21 protein-coding genes are annotated in these 17,308 nt (G+C 69.2%); 14 read left to right on the top strand and 7 right to left on the bottom strand.

The genetic code is table 11. The features are described 5' to 3' along the window. The first annotated feature begins 72 nt into the window (after nt 1-72). The 6 genes from KUG43_RS12795 to KUG43_RS12770 all read left to right on the top strand — a co-directional run bounded on the left by KUG43_RS12795 (nt 73) and on the right by KUG43_RS12770 (nt 7,196). Nucleotides 73-1,161, top strand: a complete 1,089-nt coding sequence (locus tag KUG43_RS12795; protein ID WP_286194745.1) for a glycosyltransferase — start codon at nt 73-75, stop codon at nt 1,159-1,161. A gap of 136 nt (nt 1,162-1,297) precedes the next feature. Beyond that, the gene (locus tag KUG43_RS12790; protein WP_286194744.1) at nt 1,298-3,049 is read left to right on the top strand and encodes an ArnT family glycosyltransferase; all 1,752 of its coding nucleotides are present in this window, start codon (nt 1,298-1,300) and stop codon (nt 3,047-3,049) included. Further along, nucleotides 3,049-3,711, top strand: a complete 663-nt coding sequence (locus KUG43_RS12785) for a phosphatase PAP2 family protein (protein WP_216909615.1) — start codon at nt 3,049-3,051, stop codon at nt 3,709-3,711. Before KUG43_RS12790 ends, KUG43_RS12785 begins: the two co-directional genes overlap by 1 nt. Next, complete coding sequence (locus KUG43_RS12780) at nt 3,708-4,121, top strand: DUF1824 family protein (protein ID WP_216909613.1); 414 nt, start codon at nt 3,708-3,710, stop codon at nt 4,119-4,121. The genes KUG43_RS12785 and KUG43_RS12780 overlap by 4 nt, the downstream gene beginning before the upstream one ends. Before the next feature lie 107 nt (nt 4,122-4,228). After that, on the top strand, nt 4,229-5,182 hold the full coding sequence (gene hemC / locus KUG43_RS12775; RefSeq protein WP_216909611.1) for a hydroxymethylbilane synthase: 954 nt from the start codon (nt 4,229-4,231) through the stop codon (nt 5,180-5,182). Beyond that, nucleotides 5,157-7,196: a chloride channel protein gene (locus KUG43_RS12770; protein ID WP_216909609.1), complete on the top strand. Its 2,040-nt coding sequence runs from the start codon at nt 5,157-5,159 to the stop codon at nt 7,194-7,196. Before hemC ends, KUG43_RS12770 begins: the two co-directional genes overlap by 26 nt. Here KUG43_RS12770 and KUG43_RS12765 read toward each other — a convergent pair. From KUG43_RS12765 to KUG43_RS12750, 4 genes are all read right to left on the bottom strand, one after another. Continuing rightward, entirely contained in the window at nt 7,142-7,312 is a 171-nt protein-coding gene (locus tag KUG43_RS12765; RefSeq protein WP_216909607.1) for a DUF8633 family putative protein, read from the bottom strand. The genes KUG43_RS12770 and KUG43_RS12765 overlap by 55 nt on opposite strands. Before the next feature lie 142 nt (nt 7,313-7,454). Then, nucleotides 7,455-7,955, bottom strand: coding sequence for a L,D-transpeptidase (locus KUG43_RS12760; RefSeq protein ID WP_353618035.1), 501 nt, complete (start codon nt 7,953-7,955; stop codon nt 7,455-7,457). Between the two features lie 147 nt (nt 7,956-8,102). Further along, complete coding sequence (locus tag KUG43_RS12755; RefSeq protein WP_216909603.1) at nt 8,103-8,690, bottom strand: inorganic diphosphatase; 588 nt, start codon at nt 8,688-8,690, stop codon at nt 8,103-8,105. 54 nt (nt 8,691-8,744) lie between these two features. Next, the gene (locus KUG43_RS12750; RefSeq protein WP_216909601.1) at nt 8,745-10,271 is read right to left on the bottom strand and encodes a carboxypeptidase M32; all 1,527 of its coding nucleotides are present in this window, start codon (nt 10,269-10,271) and stop codon (nt 8,745-8,747) included. A gap of 110 nt (nt 10,272-10,381) precedes the next feature. Here KUG43_RS12750 and KUG43_RS12745 point away from each other — a divergent pair, with 110 nt between their 5' ends. The 3 genes from KUG43_RS12745 to KUG43_RS12735 all read left to right on the top strand — a co-directional run bounded on the left by KUG43_RS12745 (nt 10,382) and on the right by KUG43_RS12735 (nt 11,779). Next, nucleotides 10,382-10,633, top strand: a complete 252-nt coding sequence (locus KUG43_RS12745) for a type II toxin-antitoxin system Phd/YefM family antitoxin (protein WP_216909599.1) — start codon at nt 10,382-10,384, stop codon at nt 10,631-10,633. Beyond that, nucleotides 10,633-11,025: a type II toxin-antitoxin system VapC family toxin gene (locus tag KUG43_RS12740; protein WP_216909597.1), complete on the top strand. Its 393-nt coding sequence runs from the start codon at nt 10,633-10,635 to the stop codon at nt 11,023-11,025. Before KUG43_RS12745 ends, KUG43_RS12740 begins: the two co-directional genes overlap by 1 nt. 76 nt (nt 11,026-11,101) lie before the next feature. Continuing rightward, a complete protein-coding gene (locus KUG43_RS12735) occupies nt 11,102-11,779 on the top strand; it encodes a hypothetical protein (protein WP_216909595.1) in 678 nt (225 codons plus the stop codon). Here KUG43_RS12735 and KUG43_RS12730 read toward each other — a convergent pair. Next, on the bottom strand, nt 11,721-12,137 hold the full coding sequence (locus tag KUG43_RS12730; RefSeq protein ID WP_216909593.1) for an OsmC family protein: 417 nt from the start codon (nt 12,135-12,137) through the stop codon (nt 11,721-11,723). The genes KUG43_RS12735 and KUG43_RS12730 overlap by 59 nt on opposite strands. A gap of 78 nt (nt 12,138-12,215) precedes the next feature. On the opposite strand from KUG43_RS12730, the gene KUG43_RS12725 reads away from it, so the two are divergent. Beyond that, on the top strand, nt 12,216-12,665 hold the full coding sequence (locus KUG43_RS12725) for a DUF2721 domain-containing protein (protein ID WP_216909591.1): 450 nt from the start codon (nt 12,216-12,218) through the stop codon (nt 12,663-12,665). Between the two features lie 5 nt (nt 12,666-12,670). Here KUG43_RS12725 and KUG43_RS12720 read toward each other — a convergent pair whose 3' ends face one another. After that, nucleotides 12,671-14,212 carry a phytoene desaturase family protein gene (locus KUG43_RS12720; RefSeq protein WP_216909589.1) on the bottom strand — a complete coding sequence of 514 codons (1,542 nt, stop codon included), beginning with the start codon at nt 14,210-14,212 and terminating at the stop codon, nt 12,671-12,673. Nucleotides 14,213-14,364: 152 nt separating this feature from the next. Between KUG43_RS12720 and KUG43_RS12715 the strand changes: the two genes are divergently transcribed. From KUG43_RS12715 to KUG43_RS12700, 4 genes are read left to right on the top strand one after another with little or no spacing between them, the layout of a single operon-like run. Continuing rightward, complete coding sequence (locus tag KUG43_RS12715; protein WP_216909587.1) at nt 14,365-15,471, top strand: fatty acid desaturase; 1,107 nt, start codon at nt 14,365-14,367, stop codon at nt 15,469-15,471. Between the two features lie 9 nt (nt 15,472-15,480). Then, nucleotides 15,481-15,894 (top strand): secondary thiamine-phosphate synthase enzyme YjbQ, encoded by a 414-nt coding sequence (locus KUG43_RS12710; protein WP_216909585.1) that lies wholly within the window; start codon nt 15,481-15,483, stop codon nt 15,892-15,894. A 19-nt stretch (nt 15,895-15,913) separates the two neighbouring features. Continuing rightward, complete coding sequence (locus KUG43_RS12705) at nt 15,914-16,201, top strand: 4a-hydroxytetrahydrobiopterin dehydratase (protein ID WP_216909583.1); 288 nt, start codon at nt 15,914-15,916, stop codon at nt 16,199-16,201. After that, on the top strand, nt 16,185-16,331 hold the full coding sequence (locus KUG43_RS12700) for a hypothetical protein (RefSeq protein WP_216909580.1): 147 nt from the start codon (nt 16,185-16,187) through the stop codon (nt 16,329-16,331). The genes KUG43_RS12705 and KUG43_RS12700 overlap by 17 nt, the downstream gene beginning before the upstream one ends. Nucleotides 16,332-16,342: 11 nt before the next feature. Here KUG43_RS12700 and KUG43_RS12695 read toward each other — a convergent pair whose 3' ends face one another. Beyond that, nucleotides 16,343-17,266 (bottom strand): mechanosensitive ion channel family protein, encoded by a 924-nt coding sequence (locus tag KUG43_RS12695; protein WP_286194742.1) that lies wholly within the window; start codon nt 17,264-17,266, stop codon nt 16,343-16,345. Nucleotides 17,267-17,308: the final 42 nt, after the last annotated feature.

Raw genomic sequence — 17,308 nt, 5'->3', positions numbered from 1 at the left:
GACCTTCTCTAAGTGCAAGAAAGTTCCTCCAAGCCATGGGAAACAATTCCGATGACTGAAGCAGGCCAGCCCATGCGTTTGTCGGTGGTCCTGCCCACCTTCAACGAATGCGACAACGTTGAGCCCATGGTCAACGCACTGCTGTCGTTGGGTGATCACTACGATCTTGAGTTGCTGTTCGTTGACGATGATTCCAACGACGGCACCTCTGAGAAGGTCCGTCAACTGGCCCATCACCACGACAGTGTCCGGCTGATTCGGAGGGTCGGACGCTTCGGCCTTTCCAGTGCCATCAAGGAAGGGATTCTTGATGCCACTGGTGATGTCGTGGTGGTCATGGACAGCGACGGCCAGCACGAACCCGCTGCGGTGGCGCAGGCCGTTTCCGCCCTGCTCACCAGTGGCAGCGATCTGATGATCGGCAGCCGCTTCCACCACCAGGCCAGCATCCTGGGCCTGAGCGAGCAGCGCGAGCGCAACTCCACCTGGGCCAATGCGGTGGCGCGTTTCAGCTTGCCCCGCTACCGCCATCTCACCGATTACATGAGCGGTTTCTTCGCCCTGCGTCCCGAGCGGTGCCTGCCCTTCGTTCGGCAGGTGGACGTCAACGGCTTCAAGTTTCTCTACGAATTGCTGGCCCTCAGCCACGGTCACCTGGTGGTGGCGGAGGTGCCGCTGCAATTCCAGCCCCGCGGGGCTGGAGAGTCCAAGCTCAACGTGGCGGTGATCTGGGATCTCGGGGTCTCGATCCTGCACACCCTGCTGTTGCGCATGGTGCCCCGGCGGGCCGTCAGCTTCGCCCTGGTGGGAGCCACGGGGATCGGCATTCACCTGTCGGTGTTTGCGTTGATGCAGCAGGTGATCGGACTGGGCTTCGAGCAGGCCCAGGTGGTCGCGGTGGTCTGTGCGGGCTGCTCCAACTACCTGATCAACAATGTGCTGACCTTCCGTTCCCAGCAGCTCAGCGGCATGGCGCTGGTGTTCGGTCTGATCCGCTTTCTGCTGGTCACGTCCCTGGGGATGGCGGCCAACGTCGGGGTGTCCTCGGCTTTCTTCCGCCAGGTCTCGCCTCAGCCGCTGCTGGCCCTGCTGGCGGGGATCGCCGTCGACTTCGTCTGGAAGTACGCCGCCTCCTCCCGCTTCGTCTGGAACACTCCCTAGGCAACGTCCTGCCAGCCGTTGCCCACGTCGGCGGCCCACGGCCTTAACTTCGCCTTGACCTTGCCGTTCCCCAAGGATGGTGTCTGCTGCCCCAGGGGCCCTTCCGCCAAGCGCCCATGCCCGGATCCATGGGCGGATGATCTGGGTGCTCAGCGGCCTCTGGTTGATCCTGCTGTGCTGGCTGGCCTTCTTCCAGGGTCTGGGCAGCCTCGGTCTGATGGACAAGACCGAGGCCCTGTTCGTGGAGGTGGGCCACCAGATGCTGGAACGGGGCGACTGGGTCACCCCCTGGTGGAACGGCGAACGCTTCTTTGATTACCCCGTCTGGGGGTACTGGATGGTGGGCCTCAGCTTCCGCCTGTTCGGGGTCAGTGAGTGGGCCGCCCGCCTGCCGGTGGCCCTTGCCGCCAGTGCGGTGGTGCTGGCGGGCTTCGGCCTGATGCTGGCCTGGTCGCCGGCGGGGGAAGCCGGCCGGCCCCGGGTGCTGCGGGCGGCGCTGGCCGCTGGGGTGATCGCCACCACGCCGGGCTGGATCGGCTGGGGACGCACCTCCACCACGGACATGTTCCTCTCCAGCGCCATCGGCCTGTCGTTGTTCGGCTTCCTGCTGGCCCATCGCCACCTGAGCCACCCCGGGCGGGCCGGTCTTGGCCGGGTGGCCATGGCGCTGTTCGCTGGGATCGCCGTGCTGGCCAAGGGCCCGGTGGGTCTGTTGCTGCCGGGCCTGGTGGTGGTGGCGTTCCTGCTGCTCACGGGCCACTGGCGATCCTGGCTGCGCTGGCGGCCCCTGCTGGCGATGGTGGCCCTGTTCCTCGGGGTGAGTGCCCCCTGGTACACGGCGGCGGCCGTGGTCAACGGCGCTGACTTCCTGGGAGGGTTCCTGGGGTTCAGCAACCTGCAGCGCTTCACCACGGTGCTGTACGACCACCCCGGCCCCCCCTGGTTCTACCTGCCCTGGCTGGTGCTGCTGGTGCTGCCCTGGTCGCTGTTCCTGCCCCTGGCGATCGCGGCCCAGGGCTTCTGGCAGCCCCGACGCTGGCGGATGGCGAGGCTAGGCCCAGTTGCAGAGGCCGCCCCTGCCGAACTGGGCCTGTTCCTGCTGCTGTGGCTGGTGCTGGTGGTGGCCTTCTTCTCGGCTGCCGCCACCAAGCTGCCCGGGTACATCCTGCCGTCGCTGCCGGCGGCGAGCCTGCTGGTGGCGCTGCTGTGGCGCCCCCTGCCGGAGGCCTCCACGGCGCCCCGGGCCGGCGCTGGCAGGGCAGGGGTGCGCATCGCCACCGTCTGCGAGGTGCTGCTGCTGGCCGCCATGGCGGTGGCGGCGGCCCTGGCGCCGGGGTGGGTGGCGAGCGATCCGGCCTACCCGGCGTTCGGTGCCGCCCTGTCGAGCTCCGGCCTGCCCCTGATGCTGAGCCTGTGTCTGGGGCTCACGGCCCTGGCCCTGGTGGTGCTGCTCCTGCGGCCGGCGGCGAGCGATTGGCTGTGGCTGCCCAGCCTGGCCGGTTTCCTGGCGGTGCTGGGGCTGGTGATCGCGCCCCTCGGCCCCCTGCTCGACCGCGAGCGTCAGCTGCCCCTGCGCCAGATGGCGCGTACGGCCCAGGCTGCCGCCCAGCCGCATGAGCCACTGCTGATCGTCGGCACCAAGCGCTACAGCCTGTTGTTCTACGGGGAGCCCGAGGCCGTCTTCGTCTCCGATCGCCTCCACATCAATCAGCTGGCGCTGCAGGGCCCCGACGCCCTGTCGCTCACCCCGGCCAGCCGGTCGCTGCGGCTGCTGGGCGATCGCCGCGATCTCGAGGGGCTGGCCCTGCCCTCCGAGGGGATCGAGCGCCTGTCCCGCTCCGGGGAGCTGGCTCTCTGGCGGGTGCCCCGTCGCTCTCTGGTGCCGTGATGGGATTCCGTCTGCTGCCACGGGACAGGATCCTGTTGCCTGCCTGCCTGATCGTGCTGGTGGGGCTGTTTGTGGCCGTGGCCCCTGGCCGGCCGCTGGCGTTGCTGGACGCGACCGTCCTGGACTGGCTGGGCAACCATTTCCACGGCCTGGTGGGCGGGGCCCTGACCCAGGTGTATCGGGCCACCGGTGTCGGCTTCACCGCCGTTCTGGTGGCGATGGCCCTGATCTATCTCGTGCTGCGCCGATGGTGGACCGATCTGCGCCTGCTGGTGATGGCCACCGGTGGGATCCTGATCCTGGTGGATCTGGTGTTCAAGCCGCTGTTCAGCCGCCAGCGCCCCCCCGGCAGCCTGCTGCCGCTCGATGGCCACAGCTTCCCCAGTGGCCATGCCGCCGGGGCCGTGGCTTTCTACTTCGCCATGGTGGTGATCCTGGGCTCCCACCATCCGCGTCTGCGGCCTGTCCTGACGACGGCCGCCTCCCTGCTGGTGGGTCTGGTCTGGCTGAGCACCCTCTACGTGCGGGCCCACTGGCCCACGGATCTGGTGGCGGGCGCCGCCGTCGGTCTGGCCTGGCTGACGGTCTGCCTTGGCTTCTGGCGGGATCCCCCCTCCTCTGACCCCCAGAGTGGGACGTTCCGTTCGCAGCGATCGCCTTGACGACCGACCTCCCGATCACCGACCTGGCCGGTCTGCGGGGCCTCCGCTCCGCCCCTGGCCTCGATGCTGCCCAGGCCCGCCTGCTGCGCGACGAGCTCACGGTCCTGTTGGGGGCCTGCGGCTGGTTCACGGTCGGCATCATGGCGCCGTCGTCGGCGGCGGCCGTGGCGGCCCTGGGGCAGCTCGAGGCGGCCCTGGGCTGGCCGGCCCTGCGGCCAGGGGAGGCCGGCGCCGGGGAGCCCAGCGGCGCGCCCGGTCCGGTGTTCCTGAAGGGCAACCAGCGCACGGGACTGTTCCATCTGCGCCGGGAGGACGGACTCGGCGAGGGGATCCTGATCACCGGCCATGACGCCGCCGATCCTGCCGCCGAGGACACCTGGGGCCCCCTGCCGCTGGATCTGTTCGCCTGATCCCATCAGCTGATCACGTTCCGCCCGCAGGCCGGAAGCAGGGACGGGCCGGTCCCTAGGCTGGGCGGCTGTTGCCTGGCAGCCGTCGCTGCCGCCCGAAGCGTCCAATGGCCAGCTCCACCCTGCGCATCGCCTCCCGCCGCAGCCAGCTGGCCATGGTCCAGACCCACTGGGTGCGGGACGAGCTCTCGCGGGCCCACCCCGAGCTGACGATCGCGATCGAGGCGATGGCCACCCAGGGGGACAAGATTCTCGATGTGGCCCTGGCCAAGATCGGCGACAAGGGCCTGTTCACCAAGGAACTGGAGGCCCAGATGCTGGTCGATCGGGCTGACATCGCCGTGCACAGCCTCAAGGACCTGCCCACCAACCTGCCGGAGGGTCTGATCCTGGGCTGCATCACCGAGCGGGAGGATCCCGCCGATGCCCTGGTGGTGCATGAACGGCACCGGGAGCTCAGCCTGGCCACCCTGCCCGAGGGCAGCGTGGTGGGTACCAGCTCCCTGCGGCGCCTGGCCCAGCTGCGTCACCACTACCCCCACCTGGTGTTCAAGGACGTGCGGGGCAACGTGATCACCCGTCTGGAGAAGCTCGATGCCGGCGTCTACGACTGCCTGATCCTGGCGGCCGCCGGTCTGACCCGGCTGGGCCTGGGGGCGCGCATCCACGAACTGATCGATCCGTCGATTTCGCTCCATGCCGTGGGTCAGGGCGCCCTGGGCATCGAATGCCGTGCCGGAGACCAGGCCGTGCTCGACACGATCGGCGTGCTGGAGCACCGGCCGACGGCCCGTCGCTGCCTGGCTGAGCGCTCCTTCCTGCGCAGTCTGGAGGGGGGCTGTCAGGTGCCCATCGGCGTCAACACCCACTTCGAGAACGACGAGCTGGTGCTGACCGGCATGGTGGCGAGCATCGACGGCCAGCGTCTCCTGCGCGACAGCTGCCGCGGCCCGGCCAGCGATCCTGAAGCGATCGGCCTGGCGCTGGCGGAGACCCTGCGGTCCCAGGGGGCCGGGGAGATCCTGGAGGAGATCTTTGCCACCGTCCGCCCCGGAAGCTGAGGCCAACGGCCACCGGGCCCCAGGGCCCGAGGCCGACCTGCGCGGCCTGCCCTTCCAATGGAACCTGCTGGCCTGGGCGGCCCTGGTCGGCACCCTGACCGGCCTGGCGGTGGTTGCCTTCCACGAACTGCTGGGTTTCATCAACAATTTTCTGTTCGGCCCGTTCGTGGAGGGCCTGCTGGTGATCGGGCGCTCCTCGCCCGCCTCCCCCGCCGACTTGCCGTCGATCGACCTGCCGCCGCTGGCGCCCGACAGTGGCACTCCCCTGCGGGCTTTGCTCCAGCTCGGCCTTGATGGCATCGGCCTGCTGGCGGCGGCACCGCCGCCACCGCCCGAACCCCCGCCCATCAGCCTGCCCAACACGCCCGACTGGCTGGCCCTCTGGCCGGTGGTGGTGGTGCCGACCCTGGGCGGTCTGGCGGTGGGCCTGCTGCGCCATGGGGCCGGCAGCATCGGTCCTGGTCTGTCCAGCCTGATGGCGATCGCCGATGGCAGCCAGGGCGGCGAGCCGCGTCTGCCCTGGCTGCGCCTGGTGGCGGCGTCCCTCAGCCTGGGCAGCGGCGCGTCGCTCGGGCCGGAGGGTCCGAGTGTGGAGGGTGGCGGCAACATCGGCCTGTGGGTGGCGCTGAAGGGCCGCCTTTCCCCCCAGGCCCAGAAGGCCCTGGTGGGGGCCGGAGTGGCGGCGGGCCTGGCGGCCGGTTTCAAGGCGCCGATCGCCGGGGTGTTCTTCGCCTTCGAGGGCAGTTACAGCGCCATCCCCGGTCGCCCCAGCCTACGGGCGGTGCTGGTGGCGGCGGTGGCCTCAGCGCTGGTGACGCAGCTGTGCCTCGGCGACACGCCGATCCTGCGCCTGCCCGCCTACGAGGTGCGCTCGCCCCTGGAGCTTCCCCTCTATCTGGGGCTGGGCCTGCTGGCCAGCCTGATGTCGTGGCTGCTGATCCGGCTGCTGGCGGCTGGCCGGGGCGAGCGGGTTCAGGCCGTGGTGCGGCGGCTGCCGCCGGGGATGCCCACGGCCCTGGGCGGGGCGGCCCTCGGGGCCATGGCGCTGGTGTTCCCCCAGGTGCTGGGCGTGGGGTACGACACGATCGAAGCGCTGCTGGGCCGCGATGGCGGCATCCCGCTGCTCACTCTGGTGGCCCTGATCGGCGTCAAGCTGGTCGCCACCACGGTCAGCAACGCCACCGGCTTCGTGGGCGGCGGTTTCGCCCCCTCCCTGTTCCTGGGAGCCGTGCTGGGCAACTGTTATGGCCAGGTGCTGGGCAGCGGTGGCCTCAACCTGCCGGTGGCCGAACCTCCGGCCTATGCCATGGTCGGCATGGCGGCGGTGCTGGCCGGCAGCGCCAGGGCACCGCTCACCGCCTTGCTGCTGCTGTTCGAGCTCACCCGCGACATCCGCATCGTGCTGCCGCTGATGGCGGCCGCCGGCCTCAGCGCCGCCCTGGTGGAACGCTGGCAGGGGATCCATGATCCCGGTCTGATGGGACCCGACCCGCTTGAAGAGCGACGCCGCGGCCTGCTGGCTGAGATTGCTGTGCAGGAGGCCTTCGAACCGGAGGCGCCGTTGGTGCTGCCGGCCGCCATGCCGGCCGCCGCCGCCCTGGCCAGGCTGATCGACAGCCATGGCCATTGCCTGCTGGTGGAGCAGGCCGGCCTGACCCTGGGGCTGGTGACGATCGGCGACCTGCAGCGGGGCCTGGCCTCTGAAGTCCAGCGCCAAGAGGTGTTGGGCCTGGCGGACTGCATCCGCACGGAACTGGTGTGGTTGCCGATGGGGGTGAACCTTGATCGGCTCGAAGATCAGCTCAGACCCAATGGTCTACGGCAGCTGCCGGTCTTCGAACGGGAGGGGGGGGCTGGGGACCATCTGCCCCATGGCTTGCCTGCCGGTGGTCTGGAAGTCAGCAGGTTGAGGGGGATGGCCAGCCGCGATGGGATGGCCAGGGCCCAGGCGCGACGGTTTCAGGCGGCTTCGGAGCGGCCCTCCATCAGGGCCTCGGCGACGGGGTCGACCTGAGACAGCAGCCCCAGAATGCGCTGCAGATCCAGTTCGGACAGCTCTCCGTCGTTGCCCCATTTCAGCGACGTGCTGTTCAGCTGGTCGGTGGTGAGTGGGTTGCCGGAGTCGAACATGGAGATAGGAGGGCCTTGCAGGGTGCCGCTCGGGATCGGTTTTTCGAGATTAAGTGTTTGCACCCAGACATCAAACCCTTCCAGGCCAATCTCCAGAATCTCTTCGGTCGCTGACCGTTTCTTCGGAAGAACCCGTCCAGGTTCAGGGTTTCACCACCACCGGCGTTCCGACGTCCACCTGGTCGAACAGGGCGCGCACATGGGGGGTGAGCATCCGGACACAGCCGTTGGTCACGGCGGAGCGGGAGGTGACGGTCCAGGCCCAGGCGCTGGGGGTGCCGTGGATGCCGTACTGGTTGGGGCCGCTCTTCTTGAAGCCGATCCAGCGGTCGCCCAGGGGGCCGTTGGGGCCCTTGGTGGGGTTGATCTTGCCGCTCGCCGTGCTCTGGTACTGGGGATTGACCACCTTGGTCTCCACCAGGAAGCGTCCTTTGGGGGTGGGGGTGCGGGAATCGCCGATGGCCACGGGCCAGCTGCCCAGCACCTTGCCGTTGTCCCGCAGGCTGATCGTGCGCTTGCCCAGCTCCAGCACGATTTCCTTGGTGCTCGTGACGGCGGCCTTGGCCGGAGTCGGGGTTGCCGGTGTGGGCGTGGCCAGGGCCGGGGACGCGGTGGGCGCCGGCGCTTCAACAGCTGGCGCCACGGCGGGGGCAGTGGCTGGCGCGACGGCCGGGGCTCCTGAAGCCATCGCGGCGCTCCCGCCGGTCGTCAGGAGCAGGGCAAGGACAAGGGAACGCGACATGGATGGAGCGGGATCAGGGAAGCCGCCGGGGGGCGGTGGTGGGGGTCGTCAGTCGACCAGACGGGAGTCGATGACAGTCATGTAACGATCTTCGCATTCCTTGATGATGCGAACGGCTTCGCCGTTGTCGTGGAAGCCGTTGACCTTGCAGGTGCCGGGCTTCTTGAGGTCCTTGTAGTGCTCCCAGTAGTACTGGGTTTCCTTCAGCCAGTGCTCCCCAAGCTGGGTGTAACTGGTGATGTGATCCATGCGCTTGTCATCGGCCAGCACGGCGATCACCTTGTCGTCCACCTCGCCGCCATCGTCGAAGCACATGATGCCGATGATGCGGGCCTCCACCAGGCTGCCTGGCACCAGGGGCTCGGTGACGCCGACGATCTCGATGTCGAGGGGATCACCGTCCTCGTCCCAGGTGCGGGGAATGCAGCCGTAGGCGAAGGGGTACGCCAGGGAGGAATAGCCGACCCGATCGAGCTTCAGGTGGCCGGTTTCGGTGATCAGCTCGTATTTGTTGATCGTGTTCGAGTTGAGCTCCACGATGGCGTTGAGACGCAGCTCGGCCTCATCGGCGAAGGCCGGCAGCACATGCAGCAGGTTCAGCATGGTGCGGCTGGGGGCGTGGTCGATGTTCGCCATGGTGGGGGCTTTTCGGCGGCGGCATCTTAGGCAGCGGCCCCCGGCAGACCCGGTTCAGGCCCCCTCGGCCAGCTGGCCCACCTTGGCGCGCAGGTAGGTGAGGAAAGCCTCCGAGCTCAGCGGCCGGCCCGTGACCTGCTGCACCAGTTGCTCGGCGTTGACCGAGCGGCCCAGGGGCCAGAGGCTGCTGGCGAGCCAGTCCTGCAGGGCGGACTCCTGGCCCGCCGCCACCAGCGCCTCGATCGGGCCGATCTGCTGCTCCAGGGCCTCGGAGATCTGGGCGCTGATCAGATGGCCCAGGGCATAGGAGGGGAAGTAGCCGAACAGGCCCTCGGCCCAGTGGATGTCCTGCAGGCAGCCTTCGGCATCGCTGGGCGGCACCAGGCCCAGCAGGTCCTTGAAGCGCCGGTTCCACTGCCCGGGGAGTTCCTCCACCGGCAGCTCCTGCTCCAGCAGGGCCAGCTCCAGCTCAAAGCGCAGCACGATGTGCAGGCTGTAGCTGAGTTCGTCGGCTTCCACCCGGATCAGGCCCGGCCGCAGCGGATTGAAGGACCGCCAGAACCCCTGAACACCGCCCCAGGGATCGGACCCCAGGCCCTGGCGGAAGCGCGGATGCCAGCGCTCGGCGAAGGCTCGGCTGCGGGCCACCCGGCACTCCCAGAACAGCGACTGGGACTCGTGCACCCCCATCGAGGTGGCCTCCCCCAGGGGCCAGGGGAAGAAATGGTCGTCGCTGCGGGGCAGGCCTTGCTCATAAAGGGAGTGGCCCCATTCATGGGCGGTGGCCAGGAAGGCCGAGAGCGGCTGGCCGCGCACGACGCGGGTGGTGATGCGGAAGTCCTCGGGGCCCACGGTGCAGGAGAAGGGGTGGGCGGAGCGGGAGCGCTGGCAGCGGCGGCCGTCGTAACCCCAGCCATTGAGCAGCTCGCTGCAGAGGCTCTCCTGCAGGGCTTCGGGCAGGTCGAAGGCCTGGGTCGGGCTGGGAGCAGGCGCGGCCGCCACCTGTTCCAGCAGGCCGGGCAGCTGCGCCGCCAGCGGCGCGAACAGCTCCTGGAGCCGCGCCTTGCTGATGTCGGGCTCGAACGGCTGGGCCAGGATTTCCCAGGGGCTGCGGGCCACGGGCTCGGCCGCCGCCAGCTGGCCGGCCTGCTCGCGGCGCAGGGCGATCAGCTGCCGCAGGGCCGGCGCGAAGGCGGCGAAGTCGTTGGCGGCCCTGGCTTGCTGCCAGATCGCATTGCCATGGGACTGGGCCCGGGCCAGGGCGGTGACCAGCGCCGGATCAAGGCAGCTCTGGCGGTCGAGTTCCAGGCGCAGCAGCTGCAGGTTGCGGCGCCGCTGCGGGGGGGCATCGGCCGTGAGCTCGGCTTCGGCGGCGGCCACCAGGTCGGCGTAGGCCGCACTGCTCTGGCGCTCGTGCAGCTGGGCGGCCAGCAGGGCTAGCTGCTCACCGCGCCAGGCGGCACCGGCGGCGGGCATCACCGTGTTCTGGTCGTAATAGAGGGTGCTGCTGATCGAGCCCAGCAGGCGGGTGGTGTGCAGGTGCTGCTGGAGCTGGTCGAGGGCTGGAGCCGCTGCGGTCATGGAATCGGTCGAGCCGGTGGGGTCAGCATGGCGCCATGGGGACGCTGTTCTGGGTCCACATCCGGACTAATCTCAATCCGTGCTCGTGCCCTTGATGGGCAGCTTCCGCCATGCGCACCGTCAACGTTCATGAGGCCAAGACCCAGTTCTCGCGGCTGATCGACGCCGCCCATGCCGGCGAAACCATCCTGGTGGCGAAGGACGGCAAGCCCTGGGCGCGGCTGGTGCCGCTGGACCCCGATCAGCCCCGCCGCCAGCCAGGGGTGCTGCGTGGGCGACTGCAGCTTCCTGCCACGGACGTGCTCCTGGCCCCCCTCCCCCCTGAGGAGCTCGATGCCCTTGAGGCGGCGCTGCCCCGTTGATGGCCGCGTCCCTCCTGCTGGATACCCATGCCCTGCTCTGGTGGTTGGTGGAACCGGAGAAGCTCTCCGGGATCGCCCAGAAGGCCATTGGCGATCCGGCGGCGGCCATCTTCGTGAGCGCCGCCTCCGGCTGGGAGATCGCTACCAAGGTCAGGCTGGGCAAACTTCCCGGCGCTGAAGGACTGCTGCTGGATCTGCCTTCCCTTGTGCAGCAGCAGGGCTTCCAGCCCCTTGCCGTGCAGTTGCATCACGGCGTTCGCGCTGGCGCTTACCCCCAGGCCCATCGCGATCCGTTCGATCGGCTGCTGGCGGCCCAGGCGGAGCTGGAGGGGTTGCAACTGGTGAGCATCGACCCCGCCTTGGCCACCTTCCCCTGCCGCTTGCTCTGGTGATGGGAGACCCCATGGGCGCTGCGGCCTGCCGCCGGCGGCGCCATGGTGGTGCTACGTCACGTCTGCGGCCGGATCGATGCATCCCCCTTCTCCGGAGCAGGACCTGGTGCTTGCGGCCATCGAACGCTTCATGGCCGACCCCGATCTGGTGCTGGACGACCAGCCCGGTGATGGGGAAGCCGGTGACGTGCTCAGCGCCATCCTGCGGGCCCTGACGATGGTGCTGCCGCTCGGGGAGATCGAACTGGCGGTGACGGGCCTGCTCACGGTCCATTGCGACCAGCTCGACGACGACACCCAACTGGTGCTGGAGGCCCTGCTCACCGCGATCGAGCGGGACGACGACGAGATGGCCCTCGACACCCTGCTGGCCAGTGAGGCGAGCCTCCTGGAGGCCAACGCTCTCGATGGCAACTATCTGCTGGTGTGGGATCCGGCCGACGCGGCGCCACTGCGGGAGATGGAGATCCTGGATGTGCTGGAGCGCTACCCCTGCCGGGGGGAGGGGGCCCGCTGGAGCCCTGACGACTTCGTGGCGCTGCTCGAGGGCAAGATCCTGCAGTGGCGCAAGACGATGGTGGCCCTGGAGATCCTGCAGGAGCAGCCCGGCACCCGGCCCGCCGCCAGCACCATGGTGTTGCTGGTGCCGGCGGATCCCGACGCCCCGCTGGAGCAGCTGGAGGTGGGCGTCACCCTCAGTCCGCCGCCGCCGGGCTCCAGTGCAGCCGCATCGGCACGCAACCTTCCAGGCTGACCTTCACCGGGCAGCTCTCGCCGGCGCGGATCAGCAGCTCGCGCTGCTCGGCCCCGAGGCCGGCCGGCAGGTTGATCCAGGCCTCCAGCAGGGCGATGCGGCGCTCGCCGCTGCTGCTCATGCCCTTCTCCAGTCGCACCGAGGCGCCCTCCAGGGTTAGGCCCTGGCGTTCGGCCACGATGCCCATCACCGTCAGCAGGCAGGTGGCCAGGGCCGTGCCCACCAGGTCGGTGGGGGAGAAGGCTTCGCCCTTGCCCTGGTTGTCGACGGGGGCATCGGTGATCAGCCGCGAGCCCGAGGCGGCGTGCTCCGCCGCGCAGCGCAGGGCGCCTTCGTAGCGGCAGGTGATCGTGGTCATGGGGGGCGGGGGGCGGCAGTCGGCGCTCCAGGCTGGCAGGGGCCCCCGGCTTAGATTCATTGTCCAAGTCAGGGTTCCTTGGTACAGATCCTGCTCGTGGTCAGCGCGAAGGCCGGCAACCTGGCCGAGACGATCCGGCTGGCGGTCACCCCGGTGTTCCTGCTGGCGGGCATCAGTGGCCTGCTCGGGGTGATCACCACCCGCCTCGGGCGCATCATCGACCGGGCCCGGGTGATCAAGGCGAGGGATATCGGCGCCAGCGTGGCCGAGGAACGGGAGTTGCAGAAGGAGCTGCTGGTGCATCGCCGTCGCATGAACCTGGCGGCTCAGGCCTTCACCTTCGCCGCCATCAGCTTCCTGCTGGTGGCGACGGTGGTGATGGTGCTGTTCCTCAGCACCCTGGCCAGCATCGATCTGACGCCCCTGGTGGCTGGGCTGTTCGTGCTGGCGATGGGCTCGCTGATGACGGCGGTGGTGTTGCTGCTGCGCGAGGTGCAGCTGGGCAGCCTGGCGTTGCGGAACTTCTGAGCGCTTCAGAGCTCCGTCAGGCCGATCTCCTCCAGCAGCTGCCGCTGCTGGCGTGCCCCCACGAAGCGGTGGGCCGCCATGGCGCCGCTCACCGCCACCGGCGGCACGCCGATGCCCGGGAAGACGCCGGCGCCGCAGAGCACCAGGCCTTCGATCGGGGTGGTGCCGCCGGGGAAGGGGCCGCCGCTGGCCGGCCAGGCCGGGCCGTAGCTGCCCTGGTGCGTGCGCAGGTAGTGGCGGTGGGTCAGGGGGGTGCCCTGCAGTTCGAGCACCACCCGCTCCTGCCAGTCGGGCAGCACCTGGGAGAGCACCTGCCCGAAGACGGCGCAGCGTTCCTTTTTCAGGGCGTCGTAGGCGGGGCTGCCCCGCTCCAGCCCCTGCCACAGCTCCCAGGGCTCGTTGGCCGGCGTGTAGCCGTGCAGCACCTGGTGGCCGGGCGGGGCGCAGGCCGGGTCGAGCCGGGAGGGCATCGACAGCACCACCATGTTGCGTTCGGCGCCGATGCCCCGTTGCCAGTCGCCCACCCAGACGTGGTGGATCGGCAGGTGGTCGAGGTCGTCGCCGCGCAGGGCCAGGTGCCAGTGCAGAAAGCTGGCGCAGGCCGGGGTGGCCGCCTGGCGCCGCCGCCAGCGGGAGGGCACCGCGTCCTGGGGCAGCAGGGAGAGCAGATCCCAGGGGCTGGTGTTGGCGATCACCCCGCGCTGCGCCTCGAGGCGCTCGCCGTTCTCGAGCCGGACGCCGACGGCCCGCCCCCGTTCCACCAGGATGTCGGCCACCGGCGCTGCGGTGCGCAGCCGGCCGCCGTGGCGCTCCATGCCGCGCACCAGCGCGGCGGCCACAGCCCCACTGCCGCCGATGGGGTAGTCGAGGCAGGCATCGGGCTCGAACCATTCGCCGAACAGGGTCGCCATGGCGGCGGCGCTGGTCTGGTCCATGGGCAGGCCGGAGATCAGGAAGCAGAGCAGCTCGACCCAGTGGAGCAGGAAGGGATCACGGAGGTGGCGGCGGGCGATCGGCCCGAAGGCGCCCCCCAGGCCCGCCAGCCGCCCCGCCTGGCCCAGCAGGCGCAGGGCGTTGCCGCCGCCGAGGGTGGTGGCCAGCCCCGCCCCGGGCCGCAGGGCCAGCAGGGGCAGGCAGCGGGCCGCGTCGCAGCTGGGCTTGAGGGCCGTGAGGAAACGGTCCCATTCCTCGGCTACCGCCGGCCCGCGCAGCTCGCGCAGCAGGGCCAGGAACGGCCCCTGCCCCACCCCCACCCGCAGCGAGCCCTCGGGCAGCAGCAGGCCCCAGTCGCGGTAGGTGGCCACGGGCAGGGTTTCCCCCACCGCCCGCAGCACCTGGGCCAGGGGATTGGTGCTGGGCCAGCGGCCCAGGCCACTCCACAGCGACGGCCCGGACTCGAACTGAAAGGGGCCGCGGCGAAAGCCATGGGCGGCGCCGCCCGGGGTGGTGTGGGCCTCGAGAACGAGCACCTCCAGCCCATGGCGGGCGGCGATGGCGCCGGCGCAAAGGCCGCCCAGCCCACTGCCCACGACGATCAGGTCGCTCACCTTGGGCGCAGCATGTGGGCTGCAGATCCTATTCAGATTCCATTCGCCAGCACGCCTGTCGCCGCGCTGGATCCCTGCCTAGGATCGCGCGATATCTACAAAGGTTTGCATTGCCGCCGGGAACCTCGCCAGCCACCCTGTCTGATCCCGCCGTGGTTCGACAGCCGAAACGCGGCGATTTCGAGCTGAATTCCTTCATGGACAGTTCGAATCTGCGCGGCGGTTGGCAGATCGCCAACACCGTGATTCCCTACGCGGCCCTGTGGTGGGTCGCCGACTGGAGCCTCAAGCAGGCGCCGCTGCTGCTGATCCCCACGATGGTGGTGATGGTGCTGCTGCTGGCGCGCATCTTTTCGCTGATGCACGACTGCGGCCACGACTCCCTGTTCCGCAGCCGGCGGGCCAACCAGGTGTTCGGCTTCCTGCTTGGGGTGCTCAGCGCCATCCCCCAGTACCCCTGGTCGCGGGGCCATGCCTACCACCACCGCCACAACGGCGACTGGGAGAAGTACCAGGGACCGTCGGCCCTGGTCACCACCAGCGCCTTTGCGGCGCTCAGCCCCGGCCAGCAGCGGTTCTATGGCGTGCTGCGCCACCCGGCGATGCTGTTCCCCGGTGGCTTTTTCTACCTGGTGATCAAGCCCCGGGTGGCCCTGCTGCTGGGGCTGGCGGGCTTCGTCCCCCACCTGATGGCCTGCCTGCGCAGCCCGGAGCCGATGGGCCTGGGCCAGATCCTGGCCAGCTACCGCTCCAAGCACTGGTACACCAACGAGGAATTCCGCCATCTGGTGGCCAACAACATCGCCGTGATCGGCTCCTGGTGGCTGATGGCCAAGTGGCTGGGTGCGGGTGTGTTCTGGTCGCTCTACACCCCGGTGATGGCCTGTGCGGCGGCGATTTTCATCTGCATCTTCTTCGTGCAGCACAACTTCCCCGGCTCTTACGCCCATGCCACCGCCGGCTGGAGCGAGATGACCGGGGTGCTGGAGGGCACCAGCGACCTGGAGCTGCCGCCGATCTTCAACTGGTTCTCGGCCGACATCGGCTGCCATGCCATCCACCACCTCTCCTCGAAGATCCCCAACTACCAGCTGCGCGCCTGCCATGAGCGCAACGCCCACCTGCTGAGCGGCGTGCGGCGGCTGTCGCTGGCCGATATCCCGGGGTGCTTCAGCTACATCCTCTGGGACCCCCAGGCCTGCCGCCTGACCACGATCGACGAGCAGCGATCGGGCCTCCAGGTCGCCGCCGCCGGCTGACCATCCCTCATGCTGCGCCAGACCCTCTGCCAGCTGGAGATCACCACCAAGGGCGAGGGTTTCGATGACATCACCGCGGCCATCAATGGCCTGATCGCCGCCAGCGGGCTGCAGCTGGGCAGCGCCACCATCGCCAGCCAGCACACCTCCTGTTCGCTGACGATCAACGAAAATGCCGACCCCAGGGTGCTGATTGATCTGGCCGCCTTTCTGCGGGCCCTGGTGCCCCCCGAGGGGGTGCGGCCGATCAGCGGCCAGGGCGAGCGGCGCGCCTGGGTGCACGACGACGAAGGCCCCGACGACATGCCCGCCCACATCCGCACCGCGCTCACCTGCACCAGCCTGGCTGTGTATGTGTGGGAGCACAGGGCCCGGCCGCACCGGCGCCGCTTCAGCCTGCATCTGCTCGGCGAACGACCCTGATCCTCTGCCCCTTCCTGCCATGGCTGCCAAGCCCCTGACCCCGGCCCAGATCGCTTCCCTGCCCACCGAACTGCCGCAGTGGACGGTGCGGGAGGGCAAGTTGCACCGCGAACTGCGCTTCACCGATTTTTCGGCCGCCTTCGGCTTCATGACCCGGGTGGCCCTGGCGGCCGAGGCCCTGGGGCACCACCCGGAGTGGTGCAATGTCTGGAACCGGGTGACGATCAACCTCACCACCCACGACACCGGCGGGCTGTCGGACCTCGACCTCGCCCTGGCGCGCCGCATCGATGCCTGCGTGGTCTGAGGCGGCCAACAACGTCTTCCTGCTCTCGCATCGGCAGGAACTGTGGGCCGAGCTGGGCATCGAGGCGGTGCAGGAGGGGACCTGGAGCTGGCATCAGAACCCTGCTCTCACCCAGGCCCTGGAGGCCTGAGGACGCCGCACTTAAGGGGCTTGTTGGTCAGGTTTCGTGGGGCTCCGCGAGACTCTCACCTCGAAGGGGGGAGGTTCCACCAACTGAATGGTGGTGGAGCCGATCGCCACCTTTCCCTCTGTGGCGGCGAAGGCATCCAGGATCCTCACGAAGAGTCGGTCTCGCGTGACGCGGCGCTGCTTGTAATCCACCACGTAACGCAGGGTGAACTCCAGCCAGTTGTCGGTGATCACCAGACTCACGGCGGGCTCCAGGCTGGCGTTCTCGAGCAGGTAGCGCCGCACCATGTCCCGCCAAGCCTGCATGGAGGCTTCGATGAGTTCATGGGAGAATTCCTCGCCCATCACCCGCTCGAGGATGGTCCTGGCGAGACGATGGTCGCCGCCGTGCATGACCGGCACACGCAGCTCGTCCCAGAGAAAGGGGAAGTCTCCCGAATAGTTGAAAACGGGCTCCTTGAACACGAAACTGTTGGCAATCCTGACGATCCGGCCGGTGTAGAGATCGGAACTCACCCATTCCCCCAGTTCCATCAGGGTGGTTCTGAGGATGCCGATGTCGATCACATCGCCGCGGATACCGCCCAACTGCACACGATCGCCCGGTGCGTAGAAGCCGCCGAAGGAGATGGCGATCCAGCCCGCAATGCTGGCGATCACTTCCTGCAGGGCGAACGCGATACCGGCGCTGGCCACGCCGATCGCCACCGTGAGGCCGCCGAGCCGATCGCGGAAGACGATGGTCAGCAGCAGCAAGGCAGAGAGATAACCGCCGAGGGTGACCAGCTTGCGCGCGTAGTAACGGCTGTCCGGATCGCGCAGGGAACGGATCAGGGAGGTCTGAGCGATCCGCACGACCAGGACGATCACCAGCGTGCCGATCACGGCCACGAAGGCCTTGGTCACCAGGGGCGTGCCAAGCCAGGAAGGAACCATCCGCGAGAACCGCATGGGCCACCCCATCCTCCGCTCAGATGG

It is taken from the genome of Synechococcus sp. CCY 0621, assembly GCF_019038465.1.
GTDB lineage: Bacteria > Cyanobacteriota > Cyanobacteriia > PCC-6307 > Cyanobiaceae > Cyanobium.
Note: the sequence above shows the minus strand (reverse complement) of the source record. Positions and strands in the feature narration are given on the sequence as shown.

Coding starts and splice junctions, on each gene's coding strand:
- KUG43_RS12765 (WP_216909607.1), bottom strand. CDS start 7,312: ATGTTCGACTCCGGCAACCCACTCACCACCGACCAGCTGAACAGCACG.
- KUG43_RS12755 (WP_216909603.1), bottom strand. CDS start 8,690: ATGGCGAACATCGACCACGCCCCCAGCCGCACCATGCTGAACCTGCTG.
- hemC (WP_216909611.1), top strand. CDS start 4,229: ATGGCCAGCTCCACCCTGCGCATCGCCTCCCGCCGCAGCCAGCTGGCC.
- KUG43_RS12790 (WP_286194744.1), top strand. CDS start 1,298: ATGATCTGGGTGCTCAGCGGCCTCTGGTTGATCCTGCTGTGCTGGCTG.
- KUG43_RS12730 (WP_216909593.1), bottom strand. CDS start 12,137: ATGACCACGATCACCTGCCGCTACGAAGGCGCCCTGCGCTGCGCGGCG.
- KUG43_RS12795 (WP_286194745.1), top strand. CDS start 73: ATGCGTTTGTCGGTGGTCCTGCCCACCTTCAACGAATGCGACAACGTT.
- KUG43_RS12695 (WP_286194742.1), bottom strand. CDS start 17,266: ATGGTTCCTTCCTGGCTTGGCACGCCCCTGGTGACCAAGGCCTTCGTG.
- KUG43_RS12705 (WP_216909583.1), top strand. CDS start 15,914: ATGGCTGCCAAGCCCCTGACCCCGGCCCAGATCGCTTCCCTGCCCACC.
- KUG43_RS12745 (WP_216909599.1), top strand. CDS start 10,382: ATGCGCACCGTCAACGTTCATGAGGCCAAGACCCAGTTCTCGCGGCTG.
- KUG43_RS12740 (WP_216909597.1), top strand. CDS start 10,633: ATGGCCGCGTCCCTCCTGCTGGATACCCATGCCCTGCTCTGGTGGTTG.
- KUG43_RS12700 (WP_216909580.1), top strand. CDS start 16,185: ATGCCTGCGTGGTCTGAGGCGGCCAACAACGTCTTCCTGCTCTCGCAT.
- KUG43_RS12750 (WP_216909601.1), bottom strand. CDS start 10,271: ATGACCGCAGCGGCTCCAGCCCTCGACCAGCTCCAGCAGCACCTGCAC.
- KUG43_RS12735 (WP_216909595.1), top strand. CDS start 11,102: ATGCATCCCCCTTCTCCGGAGCAGGACCTGGTGCTTGCGGCCATCGAA.
- KUG43_RS12785 (WP_216909615.1), top strand. CDS start 3,049: ATGGGATTCCGTCTGCTGCCACGGGACAGGATCCTGTTGCCTGCCTGC.
- KUG43_RS12710 (WP_216909585.1), top strand. CDS start 15,481: ATGCTGCGCCAGACCCTCTGCCAGCTGGAGATCACCACCAAGGGCGAG.